The 25,760-nt window shown below is 64.2% G+C and carries 21 protein-coding genes and 3 pseudogenes; 8 read left to right on the top strand and 16 right to left on the bottom strand.

The genetic code is table 11. The features are described from left to right. Positions 1-95: 95 nt before the first annotated feature. Complete coding sequence (locus HMPREF9710_RS13130) at positions 96-1,073, top strand: LysR substrate-binding domain-containing protein (RefSeq protein WP_005667059.1); 978 nt, start codon at positions 96-98, stop codon at positions 1,071-1,073. Here HMPREF9710_RS13130 and HMPREF9710_RS13125 read toward each other — a convergent pair. Both HMPREF9710_RS13125 and HMPREF9710_RS13120 read right to left on the bottom strand, forming a co-directional pair. Beyond that, positions 1,065-2,099: a porin gene (locus HMPREF9710_RS13125; RefSeq protein ID WP_307160571.1), complete on the bottom strand. Its 1,035-nt coding sequence runs from the start codon at positions 2,097-2,099 to the stop codon at positions 1,065-1,067. The genes HMPREF9710_RS13130 and HMPREF9710_RS13125 overlap by 9 nt on opposite strands. Positions 2,100-2,282: 183 nt before the next feature. Next, entirely contained in the window at positions 2,283-4,379 is a 2,097-nt protein-coding gene (locus HMPREF9710_RS13120; RefSeq protein WP_081589906.1) for a hybrid sensor histidine kinase/response regulator, read from the bottom strand. A gap of 592 nt (positions 4,380-4,971) precedes the next feature. Here HMPREF9710_RS13120 and HMPREF9710_RS13115 point away from each other — a divergent pair. Continuing rightward, positions 4,972-5,253, top strand: a complete 282-nt coding sequence (locus tag HMPREF9710_RS13115; RefSeq protein WP_005667053.1) for a hypothetical protein — start codon at positions 4,972-4,974, stop codon at positions 5,251-5,253. 414 nt (positions 5,254-5,667) lie between these two features. Here the strand turns inward: HMPREF9710_RS13115 and HMPREF9710_RS27915 are convergent, their stop codons facing one another. Both HMPREF9710_RS27915 and HMPREF9710_RS13110 read right to left on the bottom strand, forming a co-directional pair. Beyond that, positions 5,668-5,826 (bottom strand): hypothetical protein, encoded by a 159-nt coding sequence (locus tag HMPREF9710_RS27915; RefSeq protein ID WP_157225564.1) that lies wholly within the window; start codon positions 5,824-5,826, stop codon positions 5,668-5,670. Positions 5,827-6,071: 245 nt separating this feature from the next. After that, positions 6,072-7,025, bottom strand: a pseudogene (locus tag HMPREF9710_RS13110) (MFS transporter); the annotation flags it as partial. Between the two features lie 130 nt (positions 7,026-7,155). Here HMPREF9710_RS13110 and HMPREF9710_RS13105 point away from each other — a divergent pair. Then, positions 7,156-8,490, top strand: coding sequence for an IS4 family transposase (locus HMPREF9710_RS13105; protein ID WP_040775003.1), 1,335 nt, complete (start codon positions 7,156-7,158; stop codon positions 8,488-8,490). Between the two features lie 20 nt (positions 8,491-8,510). On the opposite strand, the pseudogene HMPREF9710_RS13100 reads toward HMPREF9710_RS13105, so the two are convergent. From HMPREF9710_RS13100 to HMPREF9710_RS13080, 5 genes and pseudogenes are all read right to left on the bottom strand, one after another. Continuing rightward, positions 8,511-8,867: pseudogene (locus HMPREF9710_RS13100) on the bottom strand (MFS transporter); the annotation flags it as partial. Between the two features lie 42 nt (positions 8,868-8,909). Next, positions 8,910-10,379, bottom strand: coding sequence for a pyruvate kinase (pyk, locus tag HMPREF9710_RS13095; RefSeq protein ID WP_005667047.1), 1,470 nt, complete (start codon positions 10,377-10,379; stop codon positions 8,910-8,912). Positions 10,380-10,430: 51 nt separating this feature from the next. Continuing rightward, positions 10,431-11,522 (bottom strand): porin, encoded by a 1,092-nt coding sequence (locus HMPREF9710_RS13090; protein ID WP_005667045.1) that lies wholly within the window; start codon positions 11,520-11,522, stop codon positions 10,431-10,433. 105 nt (positions 11,523-11,627) lie between these two features. Beyond that, entirely contained in the window at positions 11,628-12,908 is a 1,281-nt protein-coding gene (locus tag HMPREF9710_RS13085) for a glycerate kinase type-2 family protein (protein WP_005667043.1), read from the bottom strand. Between the two features lie 77 nt (positions 12,909-12,985). After that, a complete protein-coding gene (locus HMPREF9710_RS13080) occupies positions 12,986-14,083 on the bottom strand; it encodes a tartrate dehydrogenase (RefSeq protein WP_005667042.1) in 1,098 nt (365 codons plus the stop codon). Between the two features lie 127 nt (positions 14,084-14,210). Here HMPREF9710_RS13080 and HMPREF9710_RS13075 point away from each other — a divergent pair, with 127 nt between their 5' ends. The 3 genes from HMPREF9710_RS13075 to HMPREF9710_RS13065 all read left to right on the top strand — a co-directional run bounded on the left by HMPREF9710_RS13075 (position 14,211) and on the right by HMPREF9710_RS13065 (position 19,172). Then, a complete protein-coding gene (locus HMPREF9710_RS13075; protein ID WP_005667040.1) occupies positions 14,211-15,143 on the top strand; it encodes a LysR family transcriptional regulator in 933 nt (310 codons plus the stop codon). A 256-nt stretch (positions 15,144-15,399) separates the two neighbouring features. Next, positions 15,400-17,832, top strand: coding sequence for a membrane-bound PQQ-dependent dehydrogenase, glucose/quinate/shikimate family (locus HMPREF9710_RS13070; protein WP_005667038.1), 2,433 nt, complete (start codon positions 15,400-15,402; stop codon positions 17,830-17,832). A 26-nt stretch (positions 17,833-17,858) separates the two neighbouring features. Next, positions 17,859-19,172 (top strand): carbohydrate porin, encoded by a 1,314-nt coding sequence (locus HMPREF9710_RS13065; RefSeq protein WP_157225563.1) that lies wholly within the window; start codon positions 17,859-17,861, stop codon positions 19,170-19,172. 155 nt (positions 19,173-19,327) lie between these two features. Here HMPREF9710_RS13065 and HMPREF9710_RS13060 read toward each other — a convergent pair whose 3' ends face one another. The 5 genes and pseudogenes from HMPREF9710_RS13060 to trhA all read right to left on the bottom strand — a co-directional run bounded on the left by HMPREF9710_RS13060 (position 19,328) and on the right by trhA (position 23,008). Further along, positions 19,328-19,945, bottom strand: coding sequence for a TetR/AcrR family transcriptional regulator (locus tag HMPREF9710_RS13060; protein WP_005667034.1), 618 nt, complete (start codon positions 19,943-19,945; stop codon positions 19,328-19,330). A 189-nt stretch (positions 19,946-20,134) separates the two neighbouring features. Next, a pseudogene (locus HMPREF9710_RS28540) lies at positions 20,135-20,278 on the bottom strand (IS3 family transposase); the annotation flags it as partial. 568 nt (positions 20,279-20,846) lie between these two features. Beyond that, complete coding sequence (locus HMPREF9710_RS13055; RefSeq protein WP_040776214.1) at positions 20,847-21,881, bottom strand: GGDEF domain-containing protein; 1,035 nt, start codon at positions 21,879-21,881, stop codon at positions 20,847-20,849. Positions 21,882-21,934: 53 nt separating this feature from the next. Beyond that, positions 21,935-22,171 carry a hypothetical protein gene (locus HMPREF9710_RS13050; RefSeq protein ID WP_005667029.1) on the bottom strand — a complete coding sequence of 79 codons (237 nt, stop codon included), beginning with the start codon at positions 22,169-22,171 and terminating at the stop codon, positions 21,935-21,937. Positions 22,172-22,390: 219 nt separating this feature from the next. Then, the gene (trhA, locus tag HMPREF9710_RS13045) at positions 22,391-23,008 is read right to left on the bottom strand and encodes a PAQR family membrane homeostasis protein TrhA (RefSeq protein ID WP_005667027.1); all 618 of its coding nucleotides are present in this window, start codon (positions 23,006-23,008) and stop codon (positions 22,391-22,393) included. 378 nt (positions 23,009-23,386) lie between these two features. On the opposite strand from trhA, the gene HMPREF9710_RS13040 reads away from it, so the two are divergent. Next, positions 23,387-23,629, top strand: a complete 243-nt coding sequence (locus HMPREF9710_RS13040; RefSeq protein ID WP_005667024.1) for a DUF6566 family protein — start codon at positions 23,387-23,389, stop codon at positions 23,627-23,629. A 164-nt stretch (positions 23,630-23,793) separates the two neighbouring features. After that, a complete protein-coding gene (locus HMPREF9710_RS13035) occupies positions 23,794-24,069 on the top strand; it encodes a hypothetical protein (RefSeq protein WP_005667021.1) in 276 nt (91 codons plus the stop codon). A 20-nt stretch (positions 24,070-24,089) separates the two neighbouring features. Here the strand turns inward: HMPREF9710_RS13035 and HMPREF9710_RS13030 are convergent, their stop codons facing one another. Continuing rightward, positions 24,090-24,365, bottom strand: coding sequence for a hypothetical protein (locus HMPREF9710_RS13030; RefSeq protein ID WP_005667020.1), 276 nt, complete (start codon positions 24,363-24,365; stop codon positions 24,090-24,092). A gap of 352 nt (positions 24,366-24,717) precedes the next feature. Further along, the gene (locus tag HMPREF9710_RS13025; protein WP_229409790.1) at positions 24,718-25,680 is read right to left on the bottom strand and encodes an extracellular catalytic domain type 1 short-chain-length polyhydroxyalkanoate depolymerase; all 963 of its coding nucleotides are present in this window, start codon (positions 25,678-25,680) and stop codon (positions 24,718-24,720) included. Positions 25,681-25,760 lie beyond the last annotated feature (80 nt).

Below are 25,760 nucleotides of genomic sequence, written 5' to 3'. Positions count from 1 at the left end.
GATAAGAAGGCGCTGGACTCGGCGATTTCATGCAAAATGTTCACCGATGCGCGCCTTTCTTGTTGAAGGCTGATCTTTATTTTCACGCAAAACAGATGACTGCCACAAAGGAAATATTTACGCCGGATGGTGAATCCAATTCACTAATCAAGCAGTTTCGCCGGGTGCCGTTGACGGCCTTGCGGGTGTTCGAGTCGGCTGGCCGCACGGGTTCGTTCGCCGCCGCCGCACGCGAAGTCGACCTGTCGCCGAGCGCCGTCAGCCACGCGATCCGCAAGCTCGAGGACAGCGCGGGCATGACGCTGTTCGTGCGCACCACGCGCTCCCTGGAACTGACGCGCGAAGGCCGGCTGCTGCTCGAGCACGTGCAGCGCGGATTCGAGGAAATGCGGCGCGGCTTCCAGCGCGCCCAGCCCGAGCAGCGGGTGGCGCCGCTGCGCCTGCACACCGCGCCGACCTTCGCGGTGCAGTGGCTGATGCCGCGCCTGACCGGTTTCATGGCTGCCCATCCCGGCATCGCCCTGCAGGTGTCGGCCGACACCGACTACGCGACCTTCGAGGACGACCGCCACGACATCGACATCGTGTACGGCGTCCCGCAGCCGTCGCGTCACGCGCAGATTCCGCTGGTGGTCGAAGAACTCACGCCGTTGTGCAGCCCGGCGCTGGCGGCGACGATCGGGTCAGTGCGCGACCTGTACCAGGCGCCGCTGATCCAGAGCGACGGCCAGTCGGTGCAATGGGGCGGCTGGTTCAGCGCCAACGGGCTGGCCACGCCGGGCGACTTCGCGCTCGCGTTCGACCGCAGCTCGATGTCGATCGCGGCGGCGGTCGACGGCCTCGGGGTGGCGCTGGAATCGACCCTGCTGGCCGAGCGCGAACTGGCCACCGGCCGGCTGGTGGCGCCGCTGATCGGGCGCAGCACCACGGTACGCTACGTGGCGCACTACCTGGTGCATCCGCACAGCCTCGAACAGGATACCGCCACCGCCCTGTTCAAGCGCTGGCTGCTCGGCGAGCTGGCGCGCAGCGCGCCACATATGGCCGCGGCGGGCGCCGGCGCCTCAGAATGAATGGCGCACGCCAAGCGAGCTGGCGCGGTCGCCGCTGCCCGACTCGCTGGCGTTGCCGACGGTGTAGCCGGCGCCGTTGCGGTTGACGATGCGCGAGTGCGCCGCGTACAGCTCGGTGCGCCTGGACAGCGCGTAACGCAGGCCGATCGCGTACTGGCGCGCATCCTGGTCGGCCTCGCCGCGGTCGTCCTTGTCGATCAGCGACGCCATCAACGCGTATGGGCCGAAAGGCAGCAGCAGGCCGATCAGCCGGTCGACGCTGTCCCGGGAGGCCGCGGGCGCCCGCGCGCGCCCGAACGGGTTGGACGTGTTGCGCAGCACGGCGCTGTTCAGGCCGCGATTGCGCCCGTAGGCGGCGTACAGTGTCACGATCCCGGCGTCGTAGTTCGCGCCCAGCAGCGTGTTGCGCCCGTTGGCGCCGGCGCTGCCGTTGTCGCGGTCGTGGTGGCCGAGGCGCAGGCGCAGCGCGCCGGCGCGCCAATCGAGCGCCGCACCCAGCTGGCGCCCGCCAGCGGCGCCGGCTTCACCCGGCGCCGCCGCCAGTTCGACCGTGACGCCCTGGGCCTTGAACGGCGACAGGTACTTGACGGTATTGTCCATGCGGCTGAAGGCATTCCCGCTCGTGGCCACCAGGTTCTTGCTGTCGGCAACATAGCCGGAACCGAAAGGATCGGCCATCACCGCGGTCGCGTATTGCGGCGTGTACTGGCGCCCAACCAGCACGCTGCCGAACGGCCCCTGTAGTCCGACCCAGGCCTGGCGGCCGAACAATGTGCCTCCCTGCCCGACCTCTCCGGTGTCGGCCTGGAAGCCGTTCTCGAGCAGGAACAAGGCCTTGACGCCGCGGCCCAGCTCCTCGCTGCCACCAAAGCCGAGGCGCGAGCCCATGGGCACGCCGCTGGTGAGCCTGGTCAGGGCGCCGTCCTTGCCGCCCGCCTCGCGCACCAGCGCCATGTCGATCACGCCATAAATAGACATTGCCTCATCGGCGAATGCCGGAAATGCCAGTGCACAAAGAAGCGGCACTGCGATCGTTGTTTTTTTCACGAACAGCCTGTTGTTGTCGATGCCAGGCGTTCCCCCGCGCGCGTCTCCACCCGCGCAGGAATTTCATCGATGGCGCGCCGGCAGGTGATGAAGAATACGGCATTCTCCATATCGCGCTCACCGGTGACAAACGATATGTTTACATGAGCTGGTGAATCCAGGTCATGAATGACGACGCCGATCCCGGCTTCGCTCAATGGCCGAGGCCAGAACGGCATCCAGCGCCTCCGGCATGGCCGGCTTGAGCAGATGGGCGTCGAAGCCGGCGGCGCGTGTCCGCGCCCGATCCTCTTGCGCACCCCAGCCGGTCAAGGCCACCAGCCTGGCTTCAGCAAGCGCGGGCAGCGCGCGCAGGGCGCGCGCCGTTTCGTAGCCGTCGATGTGAGGCATGCCGGGATCGAGAAAGACAAGGTCCGGCACGATGGAGGTTCCCATTCGCACGGCGTCCTCTCCGCCATACGCCACATGCACCTCATGCCCTTTTTCGCGCAGCACCAATGACAGGGTGTCCGCGGCATCCGCATTGTCGTCGGCCACGAGTATGCGCAGCTGGACGGCATTCGCCGCGACGCCCGGTGGCTCTGCGACTGAAACTGGCGTGCCTGCCGGGGCGGCTGACATGCACGGCAGGCGAATGGTGAACGTGCTGCCATGGCCAGCGCCCGCACTGGATGCGCTGACGCTCCCGCCGTGAAGAGACACCAGGCGGCGCACCAGGGACAGGCCGATGCCGAGCCCACCTTTCGATATCCCGATGCTGTGGGGCGCCTGGGAGAACATGTCGAACACCCGCTCCAGATCATGGGTCGCGATCCCGATGCCGGTATCCGACACGTCGATGACCACGGCGTCGCCACTGATACGCGCCGAAATGCCGATCCGGCCATGCTGGGGCGTGTACTTGCTCGCGTTCGACAAGAGGTTGCTGAGCACCTGGCTCAGGCGCACCGTATCGACATCGACCCAGATCGCAGCATCCGGCAGGTCGAGCGCGAGTTCGTGTCCCCCTGCCTCGATCAGGGGAAGGCTGGTTTCGACTGCGCTCGCGATGACCGACTGCATGTCGACGCGCTCGATCTGCAGGACCATCTTGCCGCTGGAAATGCGTGCGATATCCAGCAAATCATTGATGAGATGGACCATCTGGTCGACCTGGCGCTCCATCGTGCCGCGCACTCTTTCCAGCATCGCCGGCTTGTCCCCGCTCAGGCGCAGCAATTCGAGCGCATTGCGGATCGGGGCGAGCGGATTGCGCAACTCGTGCGCCAGGGTGGCCAGGAATTCGGATTTGCGTCGGTCGGCTTCGCGCAACGCCTCCATCGAGCGCACCCGTTCGATGTGGGCCCAGCAGCGGTCGACCACGGTCTCCACCAGCGCCACATCGTCCGCGCTCCAGGTACGCGGCCGCTCCTGGTGCACCGCCATCATGGCCACGAGCCGGCCCTGCTTGACCAGGGGGCAGCAGATAATCGCCTTGATGCCGATCTGGTTGAACATGTTCGCCCCGTCGTCCGCCGTCAACTCACGATCGACATCATCGATCATGAGCGTGCGGCCGATGCGCAGATTGGACGTGGCGCGCGAACCGAACAGGTCGAGCGAATAAACGCCCACCGTGCTGATCGCTCCTTCGACCCGCCAGTCGTGGCGGATGGTGAAGCGATCGTTGTCCGGCTCCAGGTCGGCATAGGCGACCCGGGTCACCTTCAGGTACTCGCCGAGCAGCCGCGTGCTGTGTTCCATGATGGCCTGCGGCTCGTCGGCGAGGCGGGTCGCTTCGCCGATCACGTCGAGTAATCGCAGGCGTTCCTGTTGCGAGCGGATCTTCCCGGTGGTCTCGCTGCACACGCAGAACACCCCTGCGATGTCACCAGCCTCGGCACGGATCGGGCTGGTCGAAAAGCTCGCGAAGACCTGCTCCACGAAGCCATTGCGCGTGAGCGCGAATTCCTGGTCTTCGAACCACAAGGTTTCACCTTCCATCGTCGCCGCCAGCATGGACCCGACCAGGTCCCATACTTCGCGCCAGACCTGCTCGAACGGCTTGCCCAACACCTGCCGCGGGTCCGACGCCTTCGCGCCAAGAATGTCACGATAGCCATCGTTATAGAGCAGAAGCAGATCGGGGCCCCAGGCGATATACATGGGGTGACGCGCGTTGAGCAGGATGCTGACTGCGGTTCGAAGCGATTGTGGCCACGCTTCCAGGGCGCCAAGCGGCGTGGACGCCCAATCGAAGCCCCGGAATACCCCTCCCATCGTTCCGCCCCCCGCCAGGAAGCGGGCGCTTGGAGCAGGTGGTTGAATTCGCGTGATATCTTGCATCAAAGGAAGTGGATGATGTGGGCAGCCAGTAAAGCAAGACAATAGCATCTTGTTAGCTCGATCGGACGACAAGGCCGGTCTTTCGTTCGACATTTCAAACCGGCTGGTTCAGGTTCCCGGCGCTGCCCTGGAGCGTGTCGAATATCAGGCAGCCGATTCCGACCGTACACAATGCATGGCATCGGCGCACCGATCGAACTCGGCCGGTCGCTGCGTGAGGACATCGATGCTACCTCCCATGTGATGACCGATCGGCCGCCAGGGCCGTGATAGGGCCTTGTCCACTTGTGCCAGTCGTCCGTCAGGAAGGACCATTGGTGGAATGTTACTCATCAGCTAGCAATTCAAAACGTTGATGTTTCCATCAAGTACTTATGTCCCTTGCGGGCGCTTGCACCGAGAGCTAACCTAGGATCTGAAATCTCACCAATTCTCACGGCCACCGACCATGCAAGCAGCATCATCCAATCAGCTGGCAAGAATGTCATCAACGTTTCGACATATGCGTGGACGGCAGGTTGCGCACATGCTCAATGGCGTCACTGCCGAAGGCATCAGGATCGACCATTGCGATATGACTATGATCAATGCGTATGCAAGAGGCGAGGTATCCGGGCGGGACTTATTGGCCCATGTGTGTCAGTTCACGACCCTGACATCATATCAAGAGTGGTTAAAAACGGGCTTCGACAGGCATGGCAGCAGTCGGAAGACCTCTGTCTCGGTCGAACAGATCGTGGCCGAGGTCGCGGCCTATATCAGGCGCAAATACCTGAAAAATGATCCGACAGCGAAGAGTGGATCGTAATGCCTTGCGAGATTCCGACCGGCTATCCGGACCTGAATCGCACTGAGCGCCCTCGACGGAACCCGGGCGATCGGGTGGCCTAGTAGCACTATTGACGCGTGCACTGGTCGCTTCATCATTGGTTCGAGATGAAGCCTATAAACGAAACGGGCCTCGAATGAGGCCAGTGCGTTTATTATCCGGAGGCCAGGACGCGATTCGAATCCGTATGCGTCTGCGAGTGGCGACGCGTCCGGGCGTGACATATTGGGCCGGGCCAGCGCAATGTGGAAAGGCTGGCCACGCGCTGGGCACTGCATGCGATGCTGCGCCCGTCGGTCGACAAGAAGTGGAATCAACTGCCAGGCTGCCGATATTTCCGGCGATCGGACAATATCGAAGAAAACAGAACTGTGCCAGCGCCGATTTCAGTGCTTACAGCGGAGGAATCATTCCGTTCATGTATTTTTCACCACTGAGTTCGATACCGCGGCGCAGGCTGGCGCAGGCGGCACGAAATACACGACGTAAATTTCCCAGGAGGCTGGATAACAAACCAGAGGAGGAAACAGCTTTGGTAACGATAACTTTCATGATGACTCCAGTGCATTCAACGACCTATGTCGAGAAATACAGGATACGTGCAGTCCAGTTATAAATCCAATTTCTGTTTCAGATTTCCGAGATAACTCCAGCGAATAACATCGCAGAGATTTCACATTTGTTTATCAATCGATAGCATGTGAATCGCCAGTCGGATATATCGAGGCGACATATCGTGGGCTTCCCGATTTGTCGCCCTGACTGCCTGCATGCTCTCCAGACGCATGCCTCGCTTGTCAACTGGCCGCGACGGTGTGGCCGTCAGGCTTCGATTTCTGGGAACGCGCCAGGAGCAGGGTCGTCACTGCCGACACCACGAGCAGGGCGGCGACGAAATAGAGCCCGCCCTCGAAACTGCCGGTTTCGTCCTTGATCCAGCCGATCATGGCAGGCCCCACGAATCCGCCAAGGTTACCCAGCGAATTGATGGTCGCAATCCCCGTCGCGGCGGCAGCCCCGCTCAGGAACATCGTCGGCATGCTCCACAGCGGCGGTTTTGCGCAGCTGATGCCGATATTCACGATCGTCAGCGCAAGGATCAGACCAAGCAGCCCCTGCGTGCCTGCGGCGATCACCAGGCCGAACGCCGCGACCGCGCACGCGATTATGACGTGCCAGGTCCGCTCGCGGGTGCGGTCCGAATGGCGCGACCACAGCACCATGGCGACCACCGAAATGGCAGGTGGAATCGCATTCAGCAGTCCGACCGTCATGGATGAAACGCCGAGTTGCTGGATGATCTGCGGCGCCCAGATGCCGAGCGTGTACAAACCGGCCGACGTCCCGAAATAGATGAGCGCGAGGGCAAGCACCTGCGGATTCAGCATTCCCTTGAGGATGCTGTGGTTGCCGGCCGACGCCTTCCTGGCCGCCTCCATTTTCATCGCATTGACGAGCCATGCTTTTTCGTCTTCCTTCAGCCAGTTGGCGTTTTCGGGCCGATCGGTCATGTAGAAGAACACGACAACGCCGAGAATGACGGCAGGAAGCGCTTCGAGTACGAACATCCACTGCCAGCCATGATAACCCATGAAACCGTCCATCTGCAGCAAGGCGGCAGAGATCGGAGAGCCGAGCGCCGTCGAGATCGGCGCTGCGGCCATGAATAGCGCCGTCACGCCGGCGCGCCGCCCCGCAGGGAACCAGTAACTGAGATACAGGATGATTCCCGGGAAGAAGCCGGCCTCTGCGCACCTCGTTATACACAAGTCCGCCAGCCTCACCACGCCGGCTGAAAATCCCGTTTACTTTCAATGACTTGCCAGCGCCCTTGTAAACCTTTGCAAAATCGCGTTTACTCTCGTCTTTTGCGTGGCGCAATTGGCGAGCAAATCGAAGGGATGGACCGATTCGGAGTTTGAGCAACTCGACCTGGGCGACGCGCGCCTGAACCGGCGAGCGAGGACACTGATGGAAACAATGGCGGGGGCACCGACGGCGAGCGTGCCAAAGGCCTGTAACGGCTGGGGTGAGACGATGGCCGCGTATCGCTTCTTCGACAATGACGGCGTCGACTGGCGGGCAATCCTGGAGCCGCACTGGCAGCAAACGGAACAGCGAATGGCCGAGCAGTCGGTGGTGCTGTGTCTGCAGGACACGACCGAACTGGACTTTAACGGACAGCAGGCGCGCGGCCTCGGACCGCTCAGCTATGAAGCGCAGCGCGGCATGTACGTCCACCCCACCTACGCGGTGACGACGGCGCGCGAGCCGCTGGGGATCCTGGACGTGTGGATGTGGGCGCGCGCGCTGCGCGACACCAACGGCCAGCGCGGCGGCCCCAAGGAAAGCCTGCGCTGGATCGAAGGCTACGAAAGACTGGCGGAACTGGCACCGCGCCTGCCCGCCACGCGCTTGGTGTATGTGGCCGACCGCGAGGCGGACATGCTGCCCTTGATGGCGCGGGCGCAGCAGCTCGACTGCCCGGTGGACTGGCTGGTGCGCGCCGCGCACAACCGCTGCTTGCCCAACAGCGAGAAGCTGTGGCCGCATGCCACGGAAGGCGCGCCGCTGGGGGAAATCGAGTTCGCGCTGGCCGCGCGGCCGGGCGCCAAGGCGCGCATCGTGCGCCAGCAGCTGTGGGCACGCCGGGTCGAACTGAACGCGGGCAAGGGCAAGGTGGTGACCGCCACATGCATCGTGGCGCGTGAACACGGCGCTCCGGCCGGCGTCAAGCCGATCGAATGGCGCCTGCTGACGAACCGGGTCGCCACCAGCGCGGCCGAGGTGGCCGAATTGATCGACTGGTATCGCGCCCGCTGGGAAATTGAAATGCTGTTCAATGTGCTCAAGAACGGCTGCAAGGTCGAGGAACTTCAGCTGGGCACGATCGAGCGCATCGAGCGCGCACTGGCGCTGTACTTGGTCGTAGCCTGGCGCATTGCCTATCTGGTACGCATGGGCCGTACCTGCCCGAACCTGGATGCCCACTTGTTCTTTGATCCCGATGAGATACGCGGCGCCTACTTGCTCAACAAATTACGCCCCCAGCCCAACCCGGCGTTAAACGAAGTAATACGCTTGATCGCCCGCGCGGGCGGCTTCTTGGGCCGAAAAGGTGATGGCGAACCTGGTGCCAAGACCCTCTGGGAAGGGCTGCGCGACGTGCGCGCCTCAGCTCTCACCCTTCAAGCACTACGCGAACTTGGAGACTGACGAGTTGTGTATAACGAGGTGGCCTCTGCGGCCCCGAGCAGGAAGCGCACGATATAGAAACTGGTCGGGGTGGTGACGAACGCCATGCACGCGGAGATGATCCCCCATGTGACCATGACGCGGGCGATCCAGAGGCGCGCACCCACCTTGTGCAGGATGATATTTGAAGGAACTTCGAACAGAAAATATCCCCAGAAGAAAATACCGGCGCCAAAGCCGAGTATCGATGCAGTGAAACCAAGATCCCCCTTCATCGACATTGCCGCGAATCCGATATTCACACGATCGAGATAGGCGATGAAATACAAGAGCATAATAAACGGCACGATACGCCAGGTGATCTTGCGAATTGTGCGCTTTTCGATATCTGATTCCATGTACGTCTCCACTATTGATTATTTTCCGCTGATAAGAACTGACTAAGTTCGACTGCTTGTTTCTACGAACGCAGCCTCTCGTTCGCTGGACGCATCGCCGAGCTGCGCGATCCGTAACAGGTTGGTCGTGCCGGAAGTACCGAACGGCATGCCGGCGGCGATGACGATGGTCTGTCCCGAGATCGCGAGCCCTTCGCGCATGGCGGTTGCGCAGGCGAAATCGGTCATTTCCGACACGCCGGCGACGTCATGCGTCAGGACTGCATGCACGCCCCAGACGAGCGCCAGGCTGCGGGCGGTGGCAAGCTTCGGCGTCATGCCGATGATGGGGACCTGGGGACGCTCGCGCGCCATTCTCAGGGCGGAATGGCCGGAACTGGTATAGGCGACCGTTGCCGCGACGTCGAGCAGCTCGGCGACGTTGCGCATCGCCAGTCCGATGGCGTCCGCGATCTCCGCCTGGGCCTGCCCGCGGTGCACGGTCAGGCTTTCGGCATGAAAGGGGTCGGACTCGGTCTGCACGATGATGTCGTTCATCATCGTGACCGCTTCGACCGGGTATTTTCCCGAGGCGGATTCCGCCGACAACATGACGGCGTCCACCCCATCATAGATGGCCGTCGCGACGTCGGACGCCTCGGCGCGCGTCGGCACGGGCGCCGACACCATGGATTCGAGCATCTGCGTCGCGACGATCACCGGCTTGCCGAGGCGACGGCACACGCGCACGATGCGCTTCTGGATCGCCGGCACCTGTTCCGCCGGCATCTCCACGCCCAGGTCGCCGCGCGCGACCATGACGGCGTCCGCTTCCCGGATGATCGGTTCGAGCTGGCCGATCGCCGCCGGCTTTTCGAGTTTGGCGACGACGCTGGCGCGCCCCTGGATGATTTCCTTGATCTCCAGGATGTCTTCCACCCGCTGGACGAAGGACAACGCAATCCAGTCGACTCCCAGGGTGAGCGCGAACGCCAGGTCCTTGCGGTCCTTGTCGGTCAATGCCGACAGCGGCAGCACCACGCCCGGCACGTTGACGCCCTTGCGATCCGACAGCACGCCGCCGTTGATGACCGTCGTTTCCGCCGTCTCGGCGGTGTAGCGCACGACCTCCAGCTCGATGCGCCCATCGTCCAGCAGCAGTCGCGTGCCGCGCTGGAGCGCAGCAAAGATCTCGGGATGCGGCAGGGCGACGCGCGCCTGGTCTCCAGAGCGGGTGGCGTCCAGGTCGAGCCGGAATGGCGCGCCGGCCGCGAGGGTGATCGCGCCTTCCGAGAACGTGCCGATGCGCAGTTTCGGCCCTTGCAGGTCGACCAGCACCCCCACCGGCCTGCCCAGTTCGCGCTCCAGCGCGCGCAACTTCTCGAGCCGGGCCTTGTGGTCGTCATGGCTGCCGTGACTGAAGTTGAGCCGGAACACGTCGGCGCCGGCGCGAAACATGGATTCGATGGTTGCGGCGTCGGTGCTGGCCGGGCCCAGCGTGGCGACTATTTTTGCTTTGCGGTGTCGGTGCATGTGCATTCCTTTCGACAAACGTGACTGGCAAGCGGCTGGTTGCCCGGCCGCTCAGAATGAGTGGCGGATGCCCAGGTTGTAGGCGGTGCTGCCGGAACCGGATTCCGAATTGTTCGCCACCGTGTAGCCGGCGCCGTTGTGATTCCGGATATGGCCATAAGCCGCATACAGCTCGGTACGCTTCGACAGCGGGTACAGGTAACCGAGGCCGACCGCACCGGCATCCTGGTCGAACGCGGTGCGGTCGTTCTTGTACATCAGGGAGAACATCAGCGTGCCGGGGCCGAAGGGGGCTTTCAGGCCGAGCAGGACGTTGCGGCTGTCCGTGGACGGGGTCGCCCGCAATCCTCCGTAGGCGTTGGCGTTGGGCAGCGGCGCGCTGTCGAAACCCTTGTCGATGCCATAGCCGGCATACAGCCTGACCCAGCCGAAGTCATAGTTCGCGCCCAGCAGGATATTGCGTCCAAGGTCATGGTCGACGGGCGACGCGCCCGAGACCACATCCGAGTTCCTGGCGTTGTAGGCCAGCCGCACGGTCAACGGTCCCTGCGCATAGCCGATGGCGCCGCCGTACTGGCGGCCGGCCGATGAATCGCTTTGTTCGCCGAGGCTGTAGGCCAGCTGCATGTCGACGCCGTGGAGCGTTGGCGAGGCATAGGTAATGGTGTTGCTGGTGCGGACGTTGCTTCCGTTGGCGGGAAACAGGCTCTTGGACGAGCCGGCATAACCCGCGCCGAACGGATCGACGACGCCGGAGATCGCCAGGTAATACGGGGTGTACTGGCGACCGAGCGCGACCGAGCCGGCGCTGCTCTTCAGGCCGACGAGCGCCTGGCGATTGAACAGCGTGTTGTCCGCGTCGAGCGCGCCGGTGTCGATCCTGGTTCCCGTTTCGAGCGTGAAAAAGGCGGAAAGGTCGCCGCCCAGCCTCTCGGCGCCCCGGAAGCCGATCCGCGAGGTCGATGCGGCGCCGCTGGTGATTTTATTGACGCGCCCGCCACTGCCGCCGCTTTCCACGACGAATGCCGCATCGACGATGCCGTAGACGCTGACGCTGACGCTGCGCTGCGCGTGCGCGACCCCTGCGAAGAGTCCCGCAATGAAGAATGCAATCGCTTTCAATCTTGTCTCCTGGATGATCATCATGCGGTCCGCGGTACGTGGCCTGACGGACTTCTACATGCGCTCGCCTGCTTGTTCCTGGTTGCTGGCGAATATCTCTATGCTGCTGTTCCGGCCTGGCGCTCCTTAACGTCCTCCGACGAAGATGATCCGCAGGTCATTCACGTTGGTCAGCGTGGGGCCGGTGATCACGCCATCGCCGAGCGCCTCGAAGAATCCGTGCGCGTCGTTGTCCGCCAGGCTGGCCGGCGGATGGATGCCCTGGCGGCGCGCCCGTGCGAGGCTGTCGGGCCGCACGATCGCGCCGGCGATTTCCTCCAACCCGTCCACGCCATCGGTATCTCCGGCGAGCGCAACGATATTCGGTTCGCCGTTCAGGGCGATGCCCAGGGAGAGGAGGAATTCGACATTGCGTCCGCCGCGCCCTTCCCCGCGCACCGTCACCGTCGTTTCGCCGCCCGACAGCAGGATGCATGGCGGCTTGAAGGGCTGGCCCCGGCCGTTCACGTGGCGCGCCAGCGCCGCCATCACCTTGCCGACTTCGCGCGCTTCGCCTTCCACGGCGTCGCCGAGCACATGGACGTCGACGCCTGCCGCGCGGCCGACCTCGGCGGCTGCCTCGAGCGACAGGAGCGGGGTGGCGATGAGATGCGATTCGATCCGTGCAAGCCGGGGGTCGCCAGGCTTCATCGATTCGGCGCGCCCGGTCTCGAGCATGTCCATCACGGGCGCAGGGACCTCGATGCCGTAGCGGCGCAGCACCGCCAGCGCGTCGGCGCAGGTGCTGGGATCGGGCACCGTGGGGCCGGAGGCGACGTCGCTGAAGCTGTCGGCCGGGACGTCCGACATGATCAGGTTGACCACCCTGGCGGGATGGCAGGCGGCGGCAAGACGCCCGCCCTTGATGGCCGACAGATGGCGGCGTACGCAATTCATTTCGGAGATGCTGGCCCCGCTGGCGAGCAATGCGCGGTTGATCGCCTGCTTCTGTTCAAGCGTCACGCCGTTGAGGGGCAGCGGCAGCAGCGCGGAGCCGCCGCCGGAGATCAGGCACAGCACGACATCGTCCGCACTCAGGCCGCTGACACGCTGCAGCATGCGCTGCGCGGCCACCTGACCGTTCGCATCGGGAACCGGGTGGCCCGCCTCGATGATCTCGATGCGCCGGCACGGCACGGCATGGCCGTAGCGCGTGACGACGACACCCTCGAGCGGACCATCCCAATTGTCCTCGACCGCCCGCGCCATGGCGGCGGAAGCCTTGCCGGCGCCGATCACAATCAGCCGCCCCTTCGGCGCAGGGGGCAGGAAGCGCGGCACGCGCACCGCCGGCTGCGCGCTGGCGACGCCGGCGTCGAACATCTCCCTCAACAAGCGGTCGATCGCCGCGGCAGATGCATTGAACATACTGTCTCCAACTTTTTTATAGGCGCCGATGGCCGGTCCGGCCGGCCTTGCGGCGTGACTTACGTGACTAACGTGACTTATGCGACTTGCCGCTGGTCGGCTTGCGCGCCGCGCGCCAGGAATTCGCACACGGCGGCGGTCACTTGCACGGTCGTGGCCTTGCCCCCCAGGTCGCCGGTATGCAGGGCCTTGTCCGCAGTGACGCTCTCCACGGCCTTCATGACGCGTTGCGCCGCTTCGTGCTCGCCGAGATGCTCGAGCAGCATCACGACCGACCAGAACGTGCCGATCGGATTCGCGAGCCCTTTGCCCATGATGTCGAAAGCGGAACCGTGGATCGGCTCGAACATCGACGGATACCGGCGCTCAGGGTCGATATTGCCGGTGGGCGCAATGCCGAGGCTGCCGGCCAGGGCCGCAGCCAGGTCGCTCAGGATGTCGGCGTGCAGATTCGTCGCGACGATGGTGTCGAGCGTGGCCGGGCGATTGACCATGCGCGCGGTCGCCGCATCGACCAGCTCCTTGTCCCATTTGACGTCCGGGAATTCCTTGGATACCTGCACGGCGATCTCGTCCCACATCACCATCGCGTGGCGCTGGGCATTACTCTTGGTAATGACGGTCAGCTGCTTGCGTGGCCGGGACTGCGCCAGCCTGAACGCGAAGCGCAGGATGCGCTCGACGCCCACCCGGGTCATCATGCACACGTCGGTCGCCGCCTCGATCGGATGCCCCTGGTGCACACGGCCGCCGACGCCCGAGTACTCCCCTTCGGAGTTCTCGCGCACGATGACCCAGTTCAGGTCTTCCGGCCCGCAGCGCTTGAGCGGACCGTCGATGCCGGGCAGGATGCGCGTCGGACGCACGTTGGCGTACTGGTCGAAGCCCTGGCAGATCTTCAGGCGCAGGCCCCACAGCGTGATGTGATCGGGAATGTCGGGATCGCCGGCGGAACCGAACAGGATGGCGTCCTTGCCGCGCAATGCGTCCAGCCCGTCGGCAGGCATCATCACCCCGTGCTTGCGATAGTAGTCGCCGCCCCAGTCGAAATCTTCGAACGAAAAATCGAAGCCAGCGCCGGTCGCGGCCAGTGCTTCAAGGACCAGGCGTCCTGCGGGAACCACTTCCTTGCCGATGCCATCGCCCGGTATCGTCGCGATCTGATACGTCTTCATTGCCTTGTCTCCTGTGTGATAAAAATCGGTGTCGTGATTGCTCCGACCAGGATTACTGTAGGCCATGGACTAGCATTAAAATTATGGCTACACTTAAACCTTCTTTAAATTCAGCTTAACAATCGTGATGAGTACTGGAGTGCAGCCTGGCGAACTGAGCTTTTTCGTCCTGCTGGCGACGTGCGGCAGCATGAGCAGCGCGGCGCGCGAGCTCGGCATCAGCACCGCGGCCGTTAGCCAGCGGCTGGCGCACATGGAAAGCCGGCTCGGCATACCGCTGGTGAACCGCACGACGCGCCGCATGAGCCTGACGCCGGACGGCGAGACGCTGTTCGAGCACGCCCGCCGCATCCTTGGCGAGATCGCCGATCTGGACCAGTTGCTGAGCATGTCCAAAGGCCGCCCGACCGGCCTGCTAAGAGTCAATGCCACGCTGGGATTCGGCCGCCTGCACGTGGCCCCGGCGATTTCGCAATACGTCTTGAGCTATCCCGAGGTCGACGTGCAGTTGCAGCTGTCGGTCAACCCGCCTGCGCTGACCGACGATCAGTTCGACGTGTGCATCCGGTTCGGCGAACCCAGCGATACCCGCGTGATCGCAAAAAAACTCGCCACCAACCGCCGGGTGCTGTGCGCATCGCCGAAATACCTCGATGCCAATGGCGTCCCGACCCAGCCCGCGGATCTCGCACGGCACAAGTGCATCTGCATTCGTCAGGGGGACGAAGCCTACGGCACTTGGCGCCTGCAGCGCTTTCGCGACAGCAGCGGGCGCGGCGAATCGGTGAAGGTGCGCGGCAATCTGACCACGAACGACGGCGAGATCGCCGTCAATTGGGCGCTCGACGGGCATGGCATCCTGATGCGGGCCGAGTGGGACGTCAGGCGCTACATCGACAGCGGACGCCTGGTCGAGGTGCTGCCGCAGTTCCGCACGCCGGATGCCGACATCTACGCCGTCTACCCGCAGCACCAGCATCAATCGGCGCGCGTTCGCACCTTCGTCGATTTCCTGGGCAGCGCCTTCGAACGCTTCGTCGCCTCGAACGACCGGCACTGAGCCGCCGCATGGCACCTATCCTCCTCCAGGGCCAAGCACAGGCTTGACCGCAAGGCAATCGCGGGACATGAACGCCAAGAATCTCGCCAAGCAATTAACCAACTAGTTAGTTATACTTCGTTTGCGGCATGTCGCCGTAGCGCCAACTCAGGAAGGGCGGACGGCAACGCCGCCCCCTGAAGCCATGCTTGCAAGTCGTTTCAATCGAGCCTGTCGCCACTTCACCGCAAGATTCGTTCTCGGAGAGATTTTTCAAATGACCACACATAAAACCCTTCCTGCGGCGACGCTCAGGGCCGGGTGTATCCTGCTTGGCCTGGCCTTGCTGGCCACCGGCCTGTTCTTCGTCGTCGGGGGCGTCAAACTGGCGCTTCTACACGGCAGCCTGTACTTTCTGATCGCGGGCATCGTCATCATCGCCTCCGCCATCCTGTTCATGCGGCTCAAGTCATCGGCCGTCATCGTCTATGGTGCGGCCTTTGCCGGCACCGTGGCCTGGGCCTTGATCGATGCCGGCGTCGACTTCTGGCCGCTGGTGTCGCGCCTCATGCTGCCCGCCGGCCTGATGCTGCTGGCGCTGCTGGCCTGGCCGGCGCTGCGCAGGAACGAGACCGGAATCCCTGCGAGCAAGACCGCCTACGCCCTGGCCGCCGTGCTGGCGCTGGGAATGGGCATCGCTTTCGTCCAGATGTTCCAGCCGCACCCGACCGTCGCGGCCCAGGGCACGCCGGTCCCGCTCGTTCCCGTTGCCCCCGGCCAGGAGCAGAAGAACTGGAGCAGCTACGGCAACACGCCGGGCGGCAACCGCTTTGCCGCGATCGACCAGATCACGCGCGACAACGTGAAAGACCTGAAGGTCGCCTGGACCTTCCGCACCGGCGACACGCCGATCAGCCCCACCGGCAATGGCGCCGAGGACCAGCAAACGCCGCTCCAGGTCGGCGACCGAGTCTACCTGTGCACGCCGCATAACAATGTGATCGCCGTCGATGCCGACAGCGGCAAGAAGCTGTGGGAGCGTGACTTCAATGCCCAGGCGCAGGTCTGGAACCGCTGCCGCGGTCTCGCCTACTTCGATGCCGCCGAGCCGCTCGTCCAGCCGACCGTGGCGGGCGCCACGCCGGTCGCGCCGGCCACGCTCTCCCCTGGCGCCAACTGCCTGCGGCGCATCCTGATGAACACCATCGACGCGCGCCTCGTCGCCATCGACGCCGACAGCGGCGCCATGTGCGAAGGCTTCGGCGACAAGGGCATCGTCGACCTGAAAGCGGGCCTTGGCGCCGCTGCCGATCCCCTGTACCAGCTGACCTCCGCCCCGACCGTCGCCGGGACCACCGTGGTGGTGGGCGGCCGGGTGGCGGACAACGTCCAGACCGACATGCCGGGCGGCGTGCTGCGCGGCTTCGACGTGATGACCGGCCAGATGCGCTGGGCCTTCGATCCCGGCCAGGACGATCCGAACGCGCGCCTGGAGCCGGGCAAGACCTACACCCGCAGCACGCCCAACTCGTGGGCGCCGATGTCCTACGACGCGGCCATGAACACGGTGTTCATCCCGATGGGCAGTTCCTCGGTCGACCTGTGGGGCGGCAACCGCACGCCGCTGGACCATCGCTACGCCACCTCGATCCTCGCCCTGGATGCGACGACCGGCAAGGAGAAGTGGGTGTACCAGACGGTTCATAACGACTTGTGGGACTTCGACGTGCCGATGCAGCCAAGCCTGGTCGATTTCCCCGGCAAGGACGGGTCGACCACGCCCGCCGTGGTGTTCGGCTCGAAGTCCGGCCAGATCTTCGTGCTCGACCGCATGACAGGCAAACCGCTCACGCGCGTCGAGGAGCGCCAGGTGAAGACGGCCGGCATCTTCAAGGAGCAGTATTCGCAGACCCAGCCGTTCTCGGTCGGCATGCCGCAGATTGGCGCCGACACCCTGACCGAATCCGATATGTGGGGCGCGACGCCGTTCGACCAACTGGCCTGCCGCATCAGTTTCAAGTCGATGCGCTACGAAGGCCTGTTCACGGCGCCCGGGACGGACGTTTCGCTGAGCTTCCCCGGTTCGCTGGGCGGCATGAACTGGGGCAGCCTGTCGCTCGATCCGAACAACCACGTCATCTTCGTCAACGACATGCGCCTGGGACTGTGGGTGCAGATGATTCCGCAGCAGACCGACAGCGGTCCGGCCAGCAACGGCGGCGAGGCGGTCAACGCCGGCATGGGTGCGGTGCCGCTGAAGGGCACGCCGTATGCGGTCAACAAGAACCGCTTCATGTCGCCGCTGGGCATTCCATGCCAGAAGCCGCCGTTCGGCTCCCTGTCGGCTGTGGACCTGAAGACCCGGAAAGTGCTGTGGCAAGTCCCTGTTGGCACCGTTCAGGATACGGGCCCGTTCGGCGTCAAGATGGGCATGAAGATGCCGGTCGGGATGCCGACCCTCGGCGGCACCCTCGCCACCCAGGGCGGGCTGGTGTTCATCGCCGGCACCCAGGACTATTACCTGCGCGCCTACGACAGCGCGACCGGCAAGGAAGTCTGGAAAGCGCGCCTGCCAGTGGGCAGCCAGGGCGGGCCGATGAGTTATGTGTCGCCCAAGACCGGCAAGCAGTACGTGCTGATTTCGGCCGGCGGTGCCCGCCAGTCGCCGGACCGCGGCGACTATGTGATTGCCTATGCGCTGGAGCGCTGATCGATTGAACGAGCTTGAAACGACAAATGAAACTTGATCCTGCATTGCGGTTATCGATGAGCGCCGGCCTGCTGGCCGTCATGGCGCTCGGCCCGGCGCATGCCCTGGCGCAGAGCAAGGTAGCACCGGCGGCGGTCGCTGCCGTGGCACCCGGCGCCGCCTCCACCCTCACCGGCGACTGGGGCGGCGCACGCACGGCCTACGCCAGGGCCGGCGTGAACTTCCGGGGCGACTATGTCTCCGAGACCTATGCCAACGTCGCCGGCGGGCAGCGGCGCGGAAGCGCCTACGCCCAGCAACTGCGCGTGGGCGTGGACTTCGACATGGAGCGCCTCGCCGGCTGGTCCGGCGCCACCGTCCACTTCACCGTCAACGACCGCCGCGGCACCGGCATCTCTTCCGATTACATCGGCAACCGGCTGCCGGTCCAGGAAGTCTACGGCGGCTTGTATACCCGTCTGAGCGAGGCCAGCGTCGAACAGAACCTGCTGGGCGGCCGGCTCAACCTGCGCCTTGGTTATTTCGCCATGGGCAATGATCTGGGCGGCATGGCGATTGGATGCCAGCTGGTGAACGCAGCCTTCTGCGCCCATCCGCTCTCCATGTCGGGCAATAGCGGCTGGTACAACTACCCGAATGCGCGCTGGGGCGCCGCCGTGCGCTACAAGCTGCTGCCGGAGCTGCTGCTGCGCAGCGGCGCCTTCCAGAACAATCCGCGTCTGGGCGACGAGCACAATGCCTTCAAGCCGTTCGCGTCCGGCACCGTGGGCGTGCTGCTGCCGCTGGAACTTGAATATGCGCCCGGCAGCGCGCCGGGCAGCGCCGCGCTGCCCGGCCACTACAAGCTGGGCGTGTTCCATGACTCGGCGCGCGCGCCGCGCCAGGGCCAGGCCGGCACGGTCGGGCAGCGCTACGGCATCTACCTGCTGGCCGACCAGATGATCGCTCGCGACGCCGCCAACGGCCGCGGCGTGGCCGTGTTCGGCCAGTTCACCGCCAATCCGCGCGAGTCGGCCCAGATCACGCGCTGGTATTCGGCCGGCCTGGTCAAGACCGGCACGTTCGCGGGAAGGGATGCCGATACGCTGGCGCTGGGCCTGGTGCATGCCGAGCTCAATCCGCGCTTGCGCGAATTTGCCGCCGCCTCGAATCCGGAGACAGCCGGTTATGTATCGCTGCCGGCGGGCGAATCCGTGGTCGAACTGACTTACGGCCTGCAGCCGCGGCGCTGGCTGGGGGTGAGGGTCGGCGTGCAGTACATCGTCGATCCGGGCGCGTTCAGCTACCGCTCGACCCACGATGCGATCGCGCTCGGCAGCCAGTTGCGCATCGCGTTCTAAGAACCTGTCCCGGTAGGTGGCGGGAAGCTGGTGGCGATGCATGGCGAGCGTGGGCAAGGCGCGAGGAGGCCGCATGGCTAGCCATGCAACGACGAGTAACGCAGCACACGTTCGTCAGGCGCGCCGAAAGCGACTGCCATCTATCGGGATAGGTTCTAAGCCCGCACGGCGCGCAGGATCGTGTCGACCACGGACGCGCGGCGAGCGGCGTGCACCTGTTGCGCCCCGAGGTCGCGGTCGAAGATATAGCTGAAGGTGTGGCGATTCGACACGTTGTAGAACGACAGTGCGCTGATCGACATGTGCAGGTCGACCGGATCGACGTCGGGGCGGAACACGCCCTCCTCCACGCCGCGCCGGCACAGCCGTTCCAGCACGGTGATGGCCGAGCGGTTGACCGCGCGCAGATCCGGAATCTTGCGGATGTATTCGCCCTGGTTGATGTTCTCGCCCATCACCATCCGGATGAATTCCGGGTGGGCCGCATGGAAATCGAAGCTGCTGGCCACCAGCCTGCGCAATGCGGCCTCCGGCGCCAGTTCCTCCTCGATCTGCAGTTCGCCCTCGATCTGCCGGAAGCGCCGATAGCTTTCCTCGAGCGCGGCAACGTACAGCTCTTCCTTGCTGCCGAAATGGTAGTAGATCATGGCCTTGTTGAGCCCACTTTCGGCCGCGATCGCGTCGATGCGGGCGCCGCTCAGTCCCAGCCGGGAAAACTCATGGAGGGCGACATCCAGTATTCGGGCGCGGGTGCTGTCCCGCTCTGTTTTCATGGACGCGGTATTCGATCTGCTAGCTTTAGTCATCGGTCAATTCTAAACGATCACGCCCGTATGCCCTGCAACGCCGGCGCCACGGGGTGACGCGATTGCAGTTGGCCTAGGGAAGCACCGGTGGCGTGACCTGCCATCGTCACTCAATGAATCGCCACAGCGCTTCCAGACACGCGAGAGCCGTTGGAAATACTGCGTTTCATATTCGACCGGCGACAAGTCATCGCTGTCGCTGCGCCGGCGCCAGGAATTGTGGAACATCTCGATATGGTCGAGGATGTCCTGCCTGACCTCGTCTCGGGTAACGTAGATTCGACGTCGAACACGCTCCCGGGGTCGAAATGTAGACGCCCAAGCGAGCGCGCACGCTCGCCGACATCGGAACGCTACCACATGCCCGGCGAGCCAGCCTGATGGAAGTGAGGGAACTGATCGAGCGCGAACGCCTGTTCGGACTTGGGTATGGTTTGGTGGACCTGACGCTGTTGGCATCGACAATGCTGACGACAGGAGCACGACTATGGCCCCTGGATCAGCGCTTGGCCTCTTGGCTGAGCGATTCCAAATCGCGTATCTGCCGACAAGGCATTGAACCTGCCTAGAAAAAGTTGTTAAGACTACCAGACAAACCAGTGCCCGCGAAAGCTGGAGCGGCTCAGTGTACAGGTTGTGAATGCTTACCCCGAGGCATGCCGTCACTTCGCTGTGTACCGTTTCCCACTCATACTTTCTGCTTCTGCCCAGAATTATGGCTAAGGAGTGTGTACGATTGTCGCGGCGATTCAGAATGCGTGGAACTGATGTTGTTGAGCTCAGGACGAACGAGCGGGAGGACGCGCGCAGAGCCCGATCCGATGAAGGCCTCCATTGAGATTGGGCAAAGCGACTCCCGGGCATTCATCTAATGCAGGCAACTGCGCTTGTGCAGATACATTTCCCGGTCCGCCAACTGCACATAGTCGAGCAACGCCGTTCCGCTGCCCGGATCGCATTTCACCGCACCGGCGCTCACTGCGAGCAGGTAGGTGCGTTCCTGCATCAGGTTGAACGCGCGCAGATTGTCCTGAAGCCGCGCCAGGATCGCGCTCGGATGCGCATCGTCGAGTGCGAACGCGACGAACTCGTCGCCCCCGAACCGTGCCAGCACGTCGCTGTCGCGCAGGGATTCGCGCAGCACGCTGGCCGCGTCCTGGATCAACTGGTCGCCGACGGCATGGCCGAGCTGATCGTTCACCAGCTTCAGGCCATCGATATCGGCGTAAATCACGGCGCAACCGGCCTGCTTGCGCCGCGCCAGCTTGAACATGTGCTCGGCCTGGACGAAGAAGCCGCGCCGGTTGTTCAGTCCGGTCAGGACGTCGGTCAGCGCGAGCGCGCGCGCCTCGCCTTCGGATTCGTCGCGGCGGGCCAGTTCATCGGCATGTGCCAGCGCGGTGCCCGCCATCTGTTCGTATTGAATCGACACCAGGGCCTCGAGCGAGGTACGCGCCGAGATCCGGCCCAGGGTCGCGATGGCCAATTCCAGAATCGTGCTGAGCAGGCGGCGCCGTACGTCCCAGGTCTCTGGCGCCGCATCGCCGGTCCAACCGGCGGCCAGCACGGCCATGGTGTGCCGGGTCGGCACGCCCACCAGCATCGTGCACGGGTCCACCATTGCAGGCTCGTCCGCTCCGCTGTCCAGCCGGGCCAACGCCATGCGGTACCGATCGTGGCCGGACGCCCCCTTGGTCGGTGTGCCCGCATGGTCGAAAGCGATGCACTCGTTGATCTCGCCGCGCACCAGCAGCAAGGCACTGTCGATGTGCGTCAGTTCCGCCATGGCCCGGCCTGCCAGCGCGAGCGCAGTGAAGGGCTTGTCGGCTTGCATCAATTCACGCGACATGGTGAGCAAGGCGCGCAATTGCCGCGCTTCCAGGTCAAGGTCCCGTTCGGTCATGTGTGTCATTGGTAGCTCTCTGCTGGCGTCTGGTCCGCGGCCACGGCTGCGGGCTATTGATCGTCCGGTGACGACGGGGTGATCGCTTCCGAGACCGCTTGTCCCGCGCTCTCGCGGCGGCGCAGGGAAGGATGGCCGAGTACGCGCGCAATCACATGCTCAGGAACATGCTTGTGCCGCATATAGCGTCTGGCGATTTCGGCATTGCGCGCTGCCAGGATGTTCAGCCCGCGTGCGACGGCATCCGCCGCCGGCCCGTCGCGGCGCCGCTGACGCTCGTTGATCAGCATCGATTCTCCATCACAATACGCTGAAACCGGGCGACACATCGGAATGATGCTTGCCATTGTTTCAAACGGCGGTGCGATTCATCATACGCGCCGCACCACCAGGGGACCAGCGCTTTTCGTGGCGGCGCATGGCGCATGCGCTCTTCCACCGCTGCGTGCGGTTGGCGCGCCGTGGCCAGCCGAGCGTCAGCCGAGCCGACGGGCGGCTGCGGTCGGGCCTCAGGCCACATGCAACAGCACGGCGGTGTAGTGGCAAATACTGCCGGCCAGGACGAACAGATGCCAGATCCCGTGACCATGGCGCACCTTGTGGTCGGTGGCATAAAAGACGATGCCGGCCGTGTACAACAAGCCGCCCGCCGCCAGCCAGGCAAAGCCGGCGCGACCGAGCGAATCGACCAGGGGTCCGATACAGACGACGGCGAGCCAGCCCATCACGACGTAGATGACGAGCGACAGGACCCGCCCGCGCCTCGCATACAGGAGCTCCTGCACGATCCCGAGCACGGCCAGGGCCCAGACCACGCCGAACATCGTCCAGCCGATGGGCCCGCGCAGCGTCACCAGCGTGAACGGCGTATACGTGCCCGCGATCAGGAGGTAGATGGCGCAATGGTCCATCTTGCGCAGCACATCCTTGGTTGCGCCGCGCAAGCCATGGTACAGGGTGGAGGTCAGGTAAAGCAGCAGCAGCGTGACCGCATAGATGCTGAAGCTGACGATTTTCCAGGCATCGCCGCTGCGCGCCGCCACACCCACCAGCAGCACACCGCTCAGGACGGAGGCCACCGCCCCCACGGCATGCGTGATGCTGTTGAAGCGTTCACCGTGAACCATGCGCCGCCTTTCACTGGAAAGGCTCGGCCTGCGTGCGGACAGCCCGCGTGGCCGGCCAAGGTGCGTCACTCGGGTACCCGATGCCCGAAAACAGCGATCCCGCTGCGCGCGACGCGACGCCGCCATGGGCGGGTCGGCACGCGCAGCGCCACCTCCGGCGAAACGTGATTCCTCGCCAGCGCCTGGGCTGCGGATCGGATGCCGCGTGCGCGATGATTGCTCACGATAGCATCGATTGATATGGCATTCAGGCGGTCGATACGGGTACGCATTCGCCAGTCTAGCATCAGGCCGATGAACACAAAAATTATATTTTTTGCCAGATGCAGCAGGTATCTGGTTTCGTGCTACTGTGGCTTCGTGACCAAGGAGCATTCCATGCACGCCGAGTCAAAATCGCATTACAAAGGCTATACCATCGTGGCGAATCCGGTCGAGACGATCCGCAGACGTTTCATGGCCATTTTCACGATCTATGAAAGCGAACATGCGACCTTCCCACTTTGCCATCACCAGGCGACCGGGACCAAGGGATTCCTGACCGCCGAAGAAGCCGTCAGCAATTCCTTCGACAATGCGCGCAAGTGGATCGACAATCGACACATTCCGAATATTCATTGAAGCGCGAGCATTCTTTCGCATGCTCGCGCGTTCTGCCATTCCCACACCGACAGCGGCATGGCTACCATCCAGCGCCACTTTCACTTACGGCCGGCAGCAGTGCGCTTTCATCGGCGCGATGCGCACGTCCGACTCGCACAGCATTCGTCAACATTCGAGCAATCATGGAAAACCGCGCTGACACAAACACCATGGAATTCACAATGCTCGACGAGCCATACCTTGGCTACATGATCGAGTGGGCGACTACGCCGTCGCAGAATCAGCCCACGATGTGGTTGGGACACTTCCATGCGTTCAAGGAAGGCGAGCACCCAGTCAGAGGTTCCCTGGTCAATTTACAACGCAGCGCTGCGGACGCGCACCTGAGCGTGATCCGCATCGCAAAAGCCAGAATCGATGCGGCACTTCTCCGACAGTCCCCGCGCCCTTCCGACTGAATCCTGGACCAGCCAGCGCTTCACGAATCGGGGAAAGGATCGGCCCGGTCCAGGTCTCTCCCGCCATCGAGGACCACGGCCGCCCGCTCCATGTCCATGCTGCCCGAAAGCGAGCGGCGGTCTTCCTGGTCGGTTTCTGGCGGGTCCAGCATGTCTGCGAGCATCGCCTGCAACTCCGGCGTATCCCAGGGCAGGCCACTACGCTCCCTGGCATGAATGTAATGCCTGATCTCGCTGTCGTGCTCCGAGGTCAAGGGCAGGCCGCGAAATGTGTTCGCGGGTTCGGGCGTCTTCATGTTTTCTCCCAGGATCTGGTGACCGGCATGTCCAGCCTACGCGCATTGCCAGAAGGCGGGCGCGCTGTTGGCCGGGCGCCGCGACAGGCGACCGGCCGTCCCGGGTCGCCCGGCCCGGCTCAGGCAACCGTCGCGTCGAGCACCACCGGCAGCACGAATTTCGGGCGCATGCCCTGCCCCCGCCCGGCGCTGTCGGCAGACACCGTGCCCCCATGTGCCCGGCGCACGCTGCGCGGGATCGCCAGGCCGAGTCCCGTTCCCGATGCAGCGCGGCCGGGATGCATGGCGAACGTGCAAAACGGCTGGAGCAGCAGCGATAGTTCGGCTTGCTCGACGCCGAACCTGACGCCGCTCAGGCATCCATGCAGCCGATAAGGAAGCGCAACATCTCCTGGCTGGCATTCGGTCCGCATGCATCGGTGTAGCTGCCACGCGCGTCACCACCCGACCAGGCGTGGCCAGCCCCGTGCACGGTCCACTCCTCGGCCACTATGCCGCCCGTGCGTTCGCGATGCACGTGGCGGGTAAATGCGCGCCAGCCGCTGCGTCCCGTCTCTGCCACCACGGCGACGCCGGCATCCGCCGCGCGCCGGTGCTGCGTATGGCTGTCGAGAAACTGGCGTATCACGCTGCCGCTGTTCGTGCGATGGACCGTTGCATCGGCATCCCCATGGAAGACGATGACGGGCACGGCGCCGTGCGCGCAGGGCGCCGCTGGTGGCGACGGAGCGGCGCCGGTGCGCATCGCCAGCAGCGCGTCGGCGTCACTGCTGGCGCTGCCATGCGCCAGTCCCGAGTGACAGCCGACCGCGCTGAACAGGTCGGGATAGGTACGCCCCAGAATGACTGCCATGGCGCCGCCAGCGGACAGGCCCGCGACCGCGACGCGTCCGGGATCGACAGCATGCTCGGCCATGATGCGATGGGTGAGTCCCGCGATCAGTGCCGGCTCGCCCTCGCCACGCCGGTGATGGGTCCGGTCATACCAGTTCCAGCACTTGTTCCAGTGCGCGCTGCACGACTGTTCCGGATACAGGACCAGGCAACCCTGCTCGTCGGCGAGCGCATTCATGCCGGTGCCCGCGGCGAAATCGGCGGCGTCCTGGCCGCAACCGTGCAGCATGACGACCATCGGCATGGGGCCCCGCTCGCCGCCGGGAATGAACAGGCGGTAGTGCAGCGCACGCTTACCGTCGTCGTGCAATCCGTGAACGAACCGGCTGCCGGAAACGCCCGGGACGGGCGCGCCGGTCCAGGGCAAGGCCATCGATGACCAGGCATCGAGAAAGGCGTTGAACATGGTTTGATTGCCCAATGAGGTGATCCAAAAAAGCCGTGCACATGCAAGCGGCGGCGCGACCGCATGGTCGGCGCCGCCGCAAGGCCTGCCCCCGG

Origin of the sequence: Massilia timonae CCUG 45783, from assembly GCF_000315425.1 — a bacterium.
Classification (GTDB): Bacteria; Pseudomonadota; Gammaproteobacteria; order Burkholderiales; family Burkholderiaceae_D; genus Telluria; species Telluria timonae.
This window is presented reverse-complemented; position numbering and strand designations above follow the sequence as displayed.

What these genes read in the sequence shown, in the direction of transcription:
- HMPREF9710_RS13075 (WP_005667040.1), top strand. Translation starts at nt 14,211, where the DNA reads ATGAGTACTGGAGTGCAGCCTGGCGAACTGAGCTTTTTCGTCCTGCTG.
- HMPREF9710_RS13090 (WP_005667045.1), bottom strand. Translation starts at nt 11,522, where the DNA reads ATGATCATCCAGGAGACAAGATTGAAAGCGATTGCATTCTTCATTGCG.
- HMPREF9710_RS13060 (WP_005667034.1), bottom strand. Translation starts at nt 19,945, where the DNA reads ATGAAAACAGAGCGGGACAGCACCCGCGCCCGAATACTGGATGTCGCC.
- pyk (WP_005667047.1), bottom strand. Translation starts at nt 10,379, where the DNA reads ATGCACCGACACCGCAAAGCAAAAATAGTCGCCACGCTGGGCCCGGCC.
- HMPREF9710_RS13130 (WP_005667059.1), top strand. Translation starts at nt 96, where the DNA reads ATGACTGCCACAAAGGAAATATTTACGCCGGATGGTGAATCCAATTCA.
- HMPREF9710_RS13030 (WP_005667020.1), bottom strand. Translation starts at nt 24,365, where the DNA reads ATGAAGACGCCCGAACCCGCGAACACATTTCGCGGCCTGCCCTTGACC.
- HMPREF9710_RS13040 (WP_005667024.1), top strand. Translation starts at nt 23,387, where the DNA reads ATGCACGCCGAGTCAAAATCGCATTACAAAGGCTATACCATCGTGGCG.
- HMPREF9710_RS13085 (WP_005667043.1), bottom strand. Translation starts at nt 12,908, where the DNA reads ATGTTCAATGCATCTGCCGCGGCGATCGACCGCTTGTTGAGGGAGATG.
- HMPREF9710_RS13120 (WP_081589906.1), bottom strand. Translation starts at nt 4,379, where the DNA reads ATGGGAGGGGTATTCCGGGGCTTCGATTGGGCGTCCACGCCGCTTGGC.
- HMPREF9710_RS13055 (WP_040776214.1), bottom strand. Translation starts at nt 21,881, where the DNA reads ATGACCGAACGGGACCTTGACCTGGAAGCGCGGCAATTGCGCGCCTTG.
- HMPREF9710_RS13035 (WP_005667021.1), top strand. Translation starts at nt 23,794, where the DNA reads ATGGAAAACCGCGCTGACACAAACACCATGGAATTCACAATGCTCGAC.
- HMPREF9710_RS13115 (WP_005667053.1), top strand. Translation starts at nt 4,972, where the DNA reads ATGCTCAATGGCGTCACTGCCGAAGGCATCAGGATCGACCATTGCGAT.
- HMPREF9710_RS13065 (WP_157225563.1), top strand. Translation starts at nt 17,859, where the DNA reads ATGAAACTTGATCCTGCATTGCGGTTATCGATGAGCGCCGGCCTGCTG.
- HMPREF9710_RS13080 (WP_005667042.1), bottom strand. Translation starts at nt 14,083, where the DNA reads ATGAAGACGTATCAGATCGCGACGATACCGGGCGATGGCATCGGCAAG.
- HMPREF9710_RS13070 (WP_005667038.1), top strand. Translation starts at nt 15,400, where the DNA reads ATGACCACACATAAAACCCTTCCTGCGGCGACGCTCAGGGCCGGGTGT.
- HMPREF9710_RS27915 (WP_157225564.1), bottom strand. Translation starts at nt 5,826, where the DNA reads ATGAAAGTTATCGTTACCAAAGCTGTTTCCTCCTCTGGTTTGTTATCC.
- trhA (WP_005667027.1), bottom strand. Translation starts at nt 23,008, where the DNA reads ATGGTTCACGGTGAACGCTTCAACAGCATCACGCATGCCGTGGGGGCG.
- HMPREF9710_RS13050 (WP_005667029.1), bottom strand. Translation starts at nt 22,171, where the DNA reads ATGCTGATCAACGAGCGTCAGCGGCGCCGCGACGGGCCGGCGGCGGAT.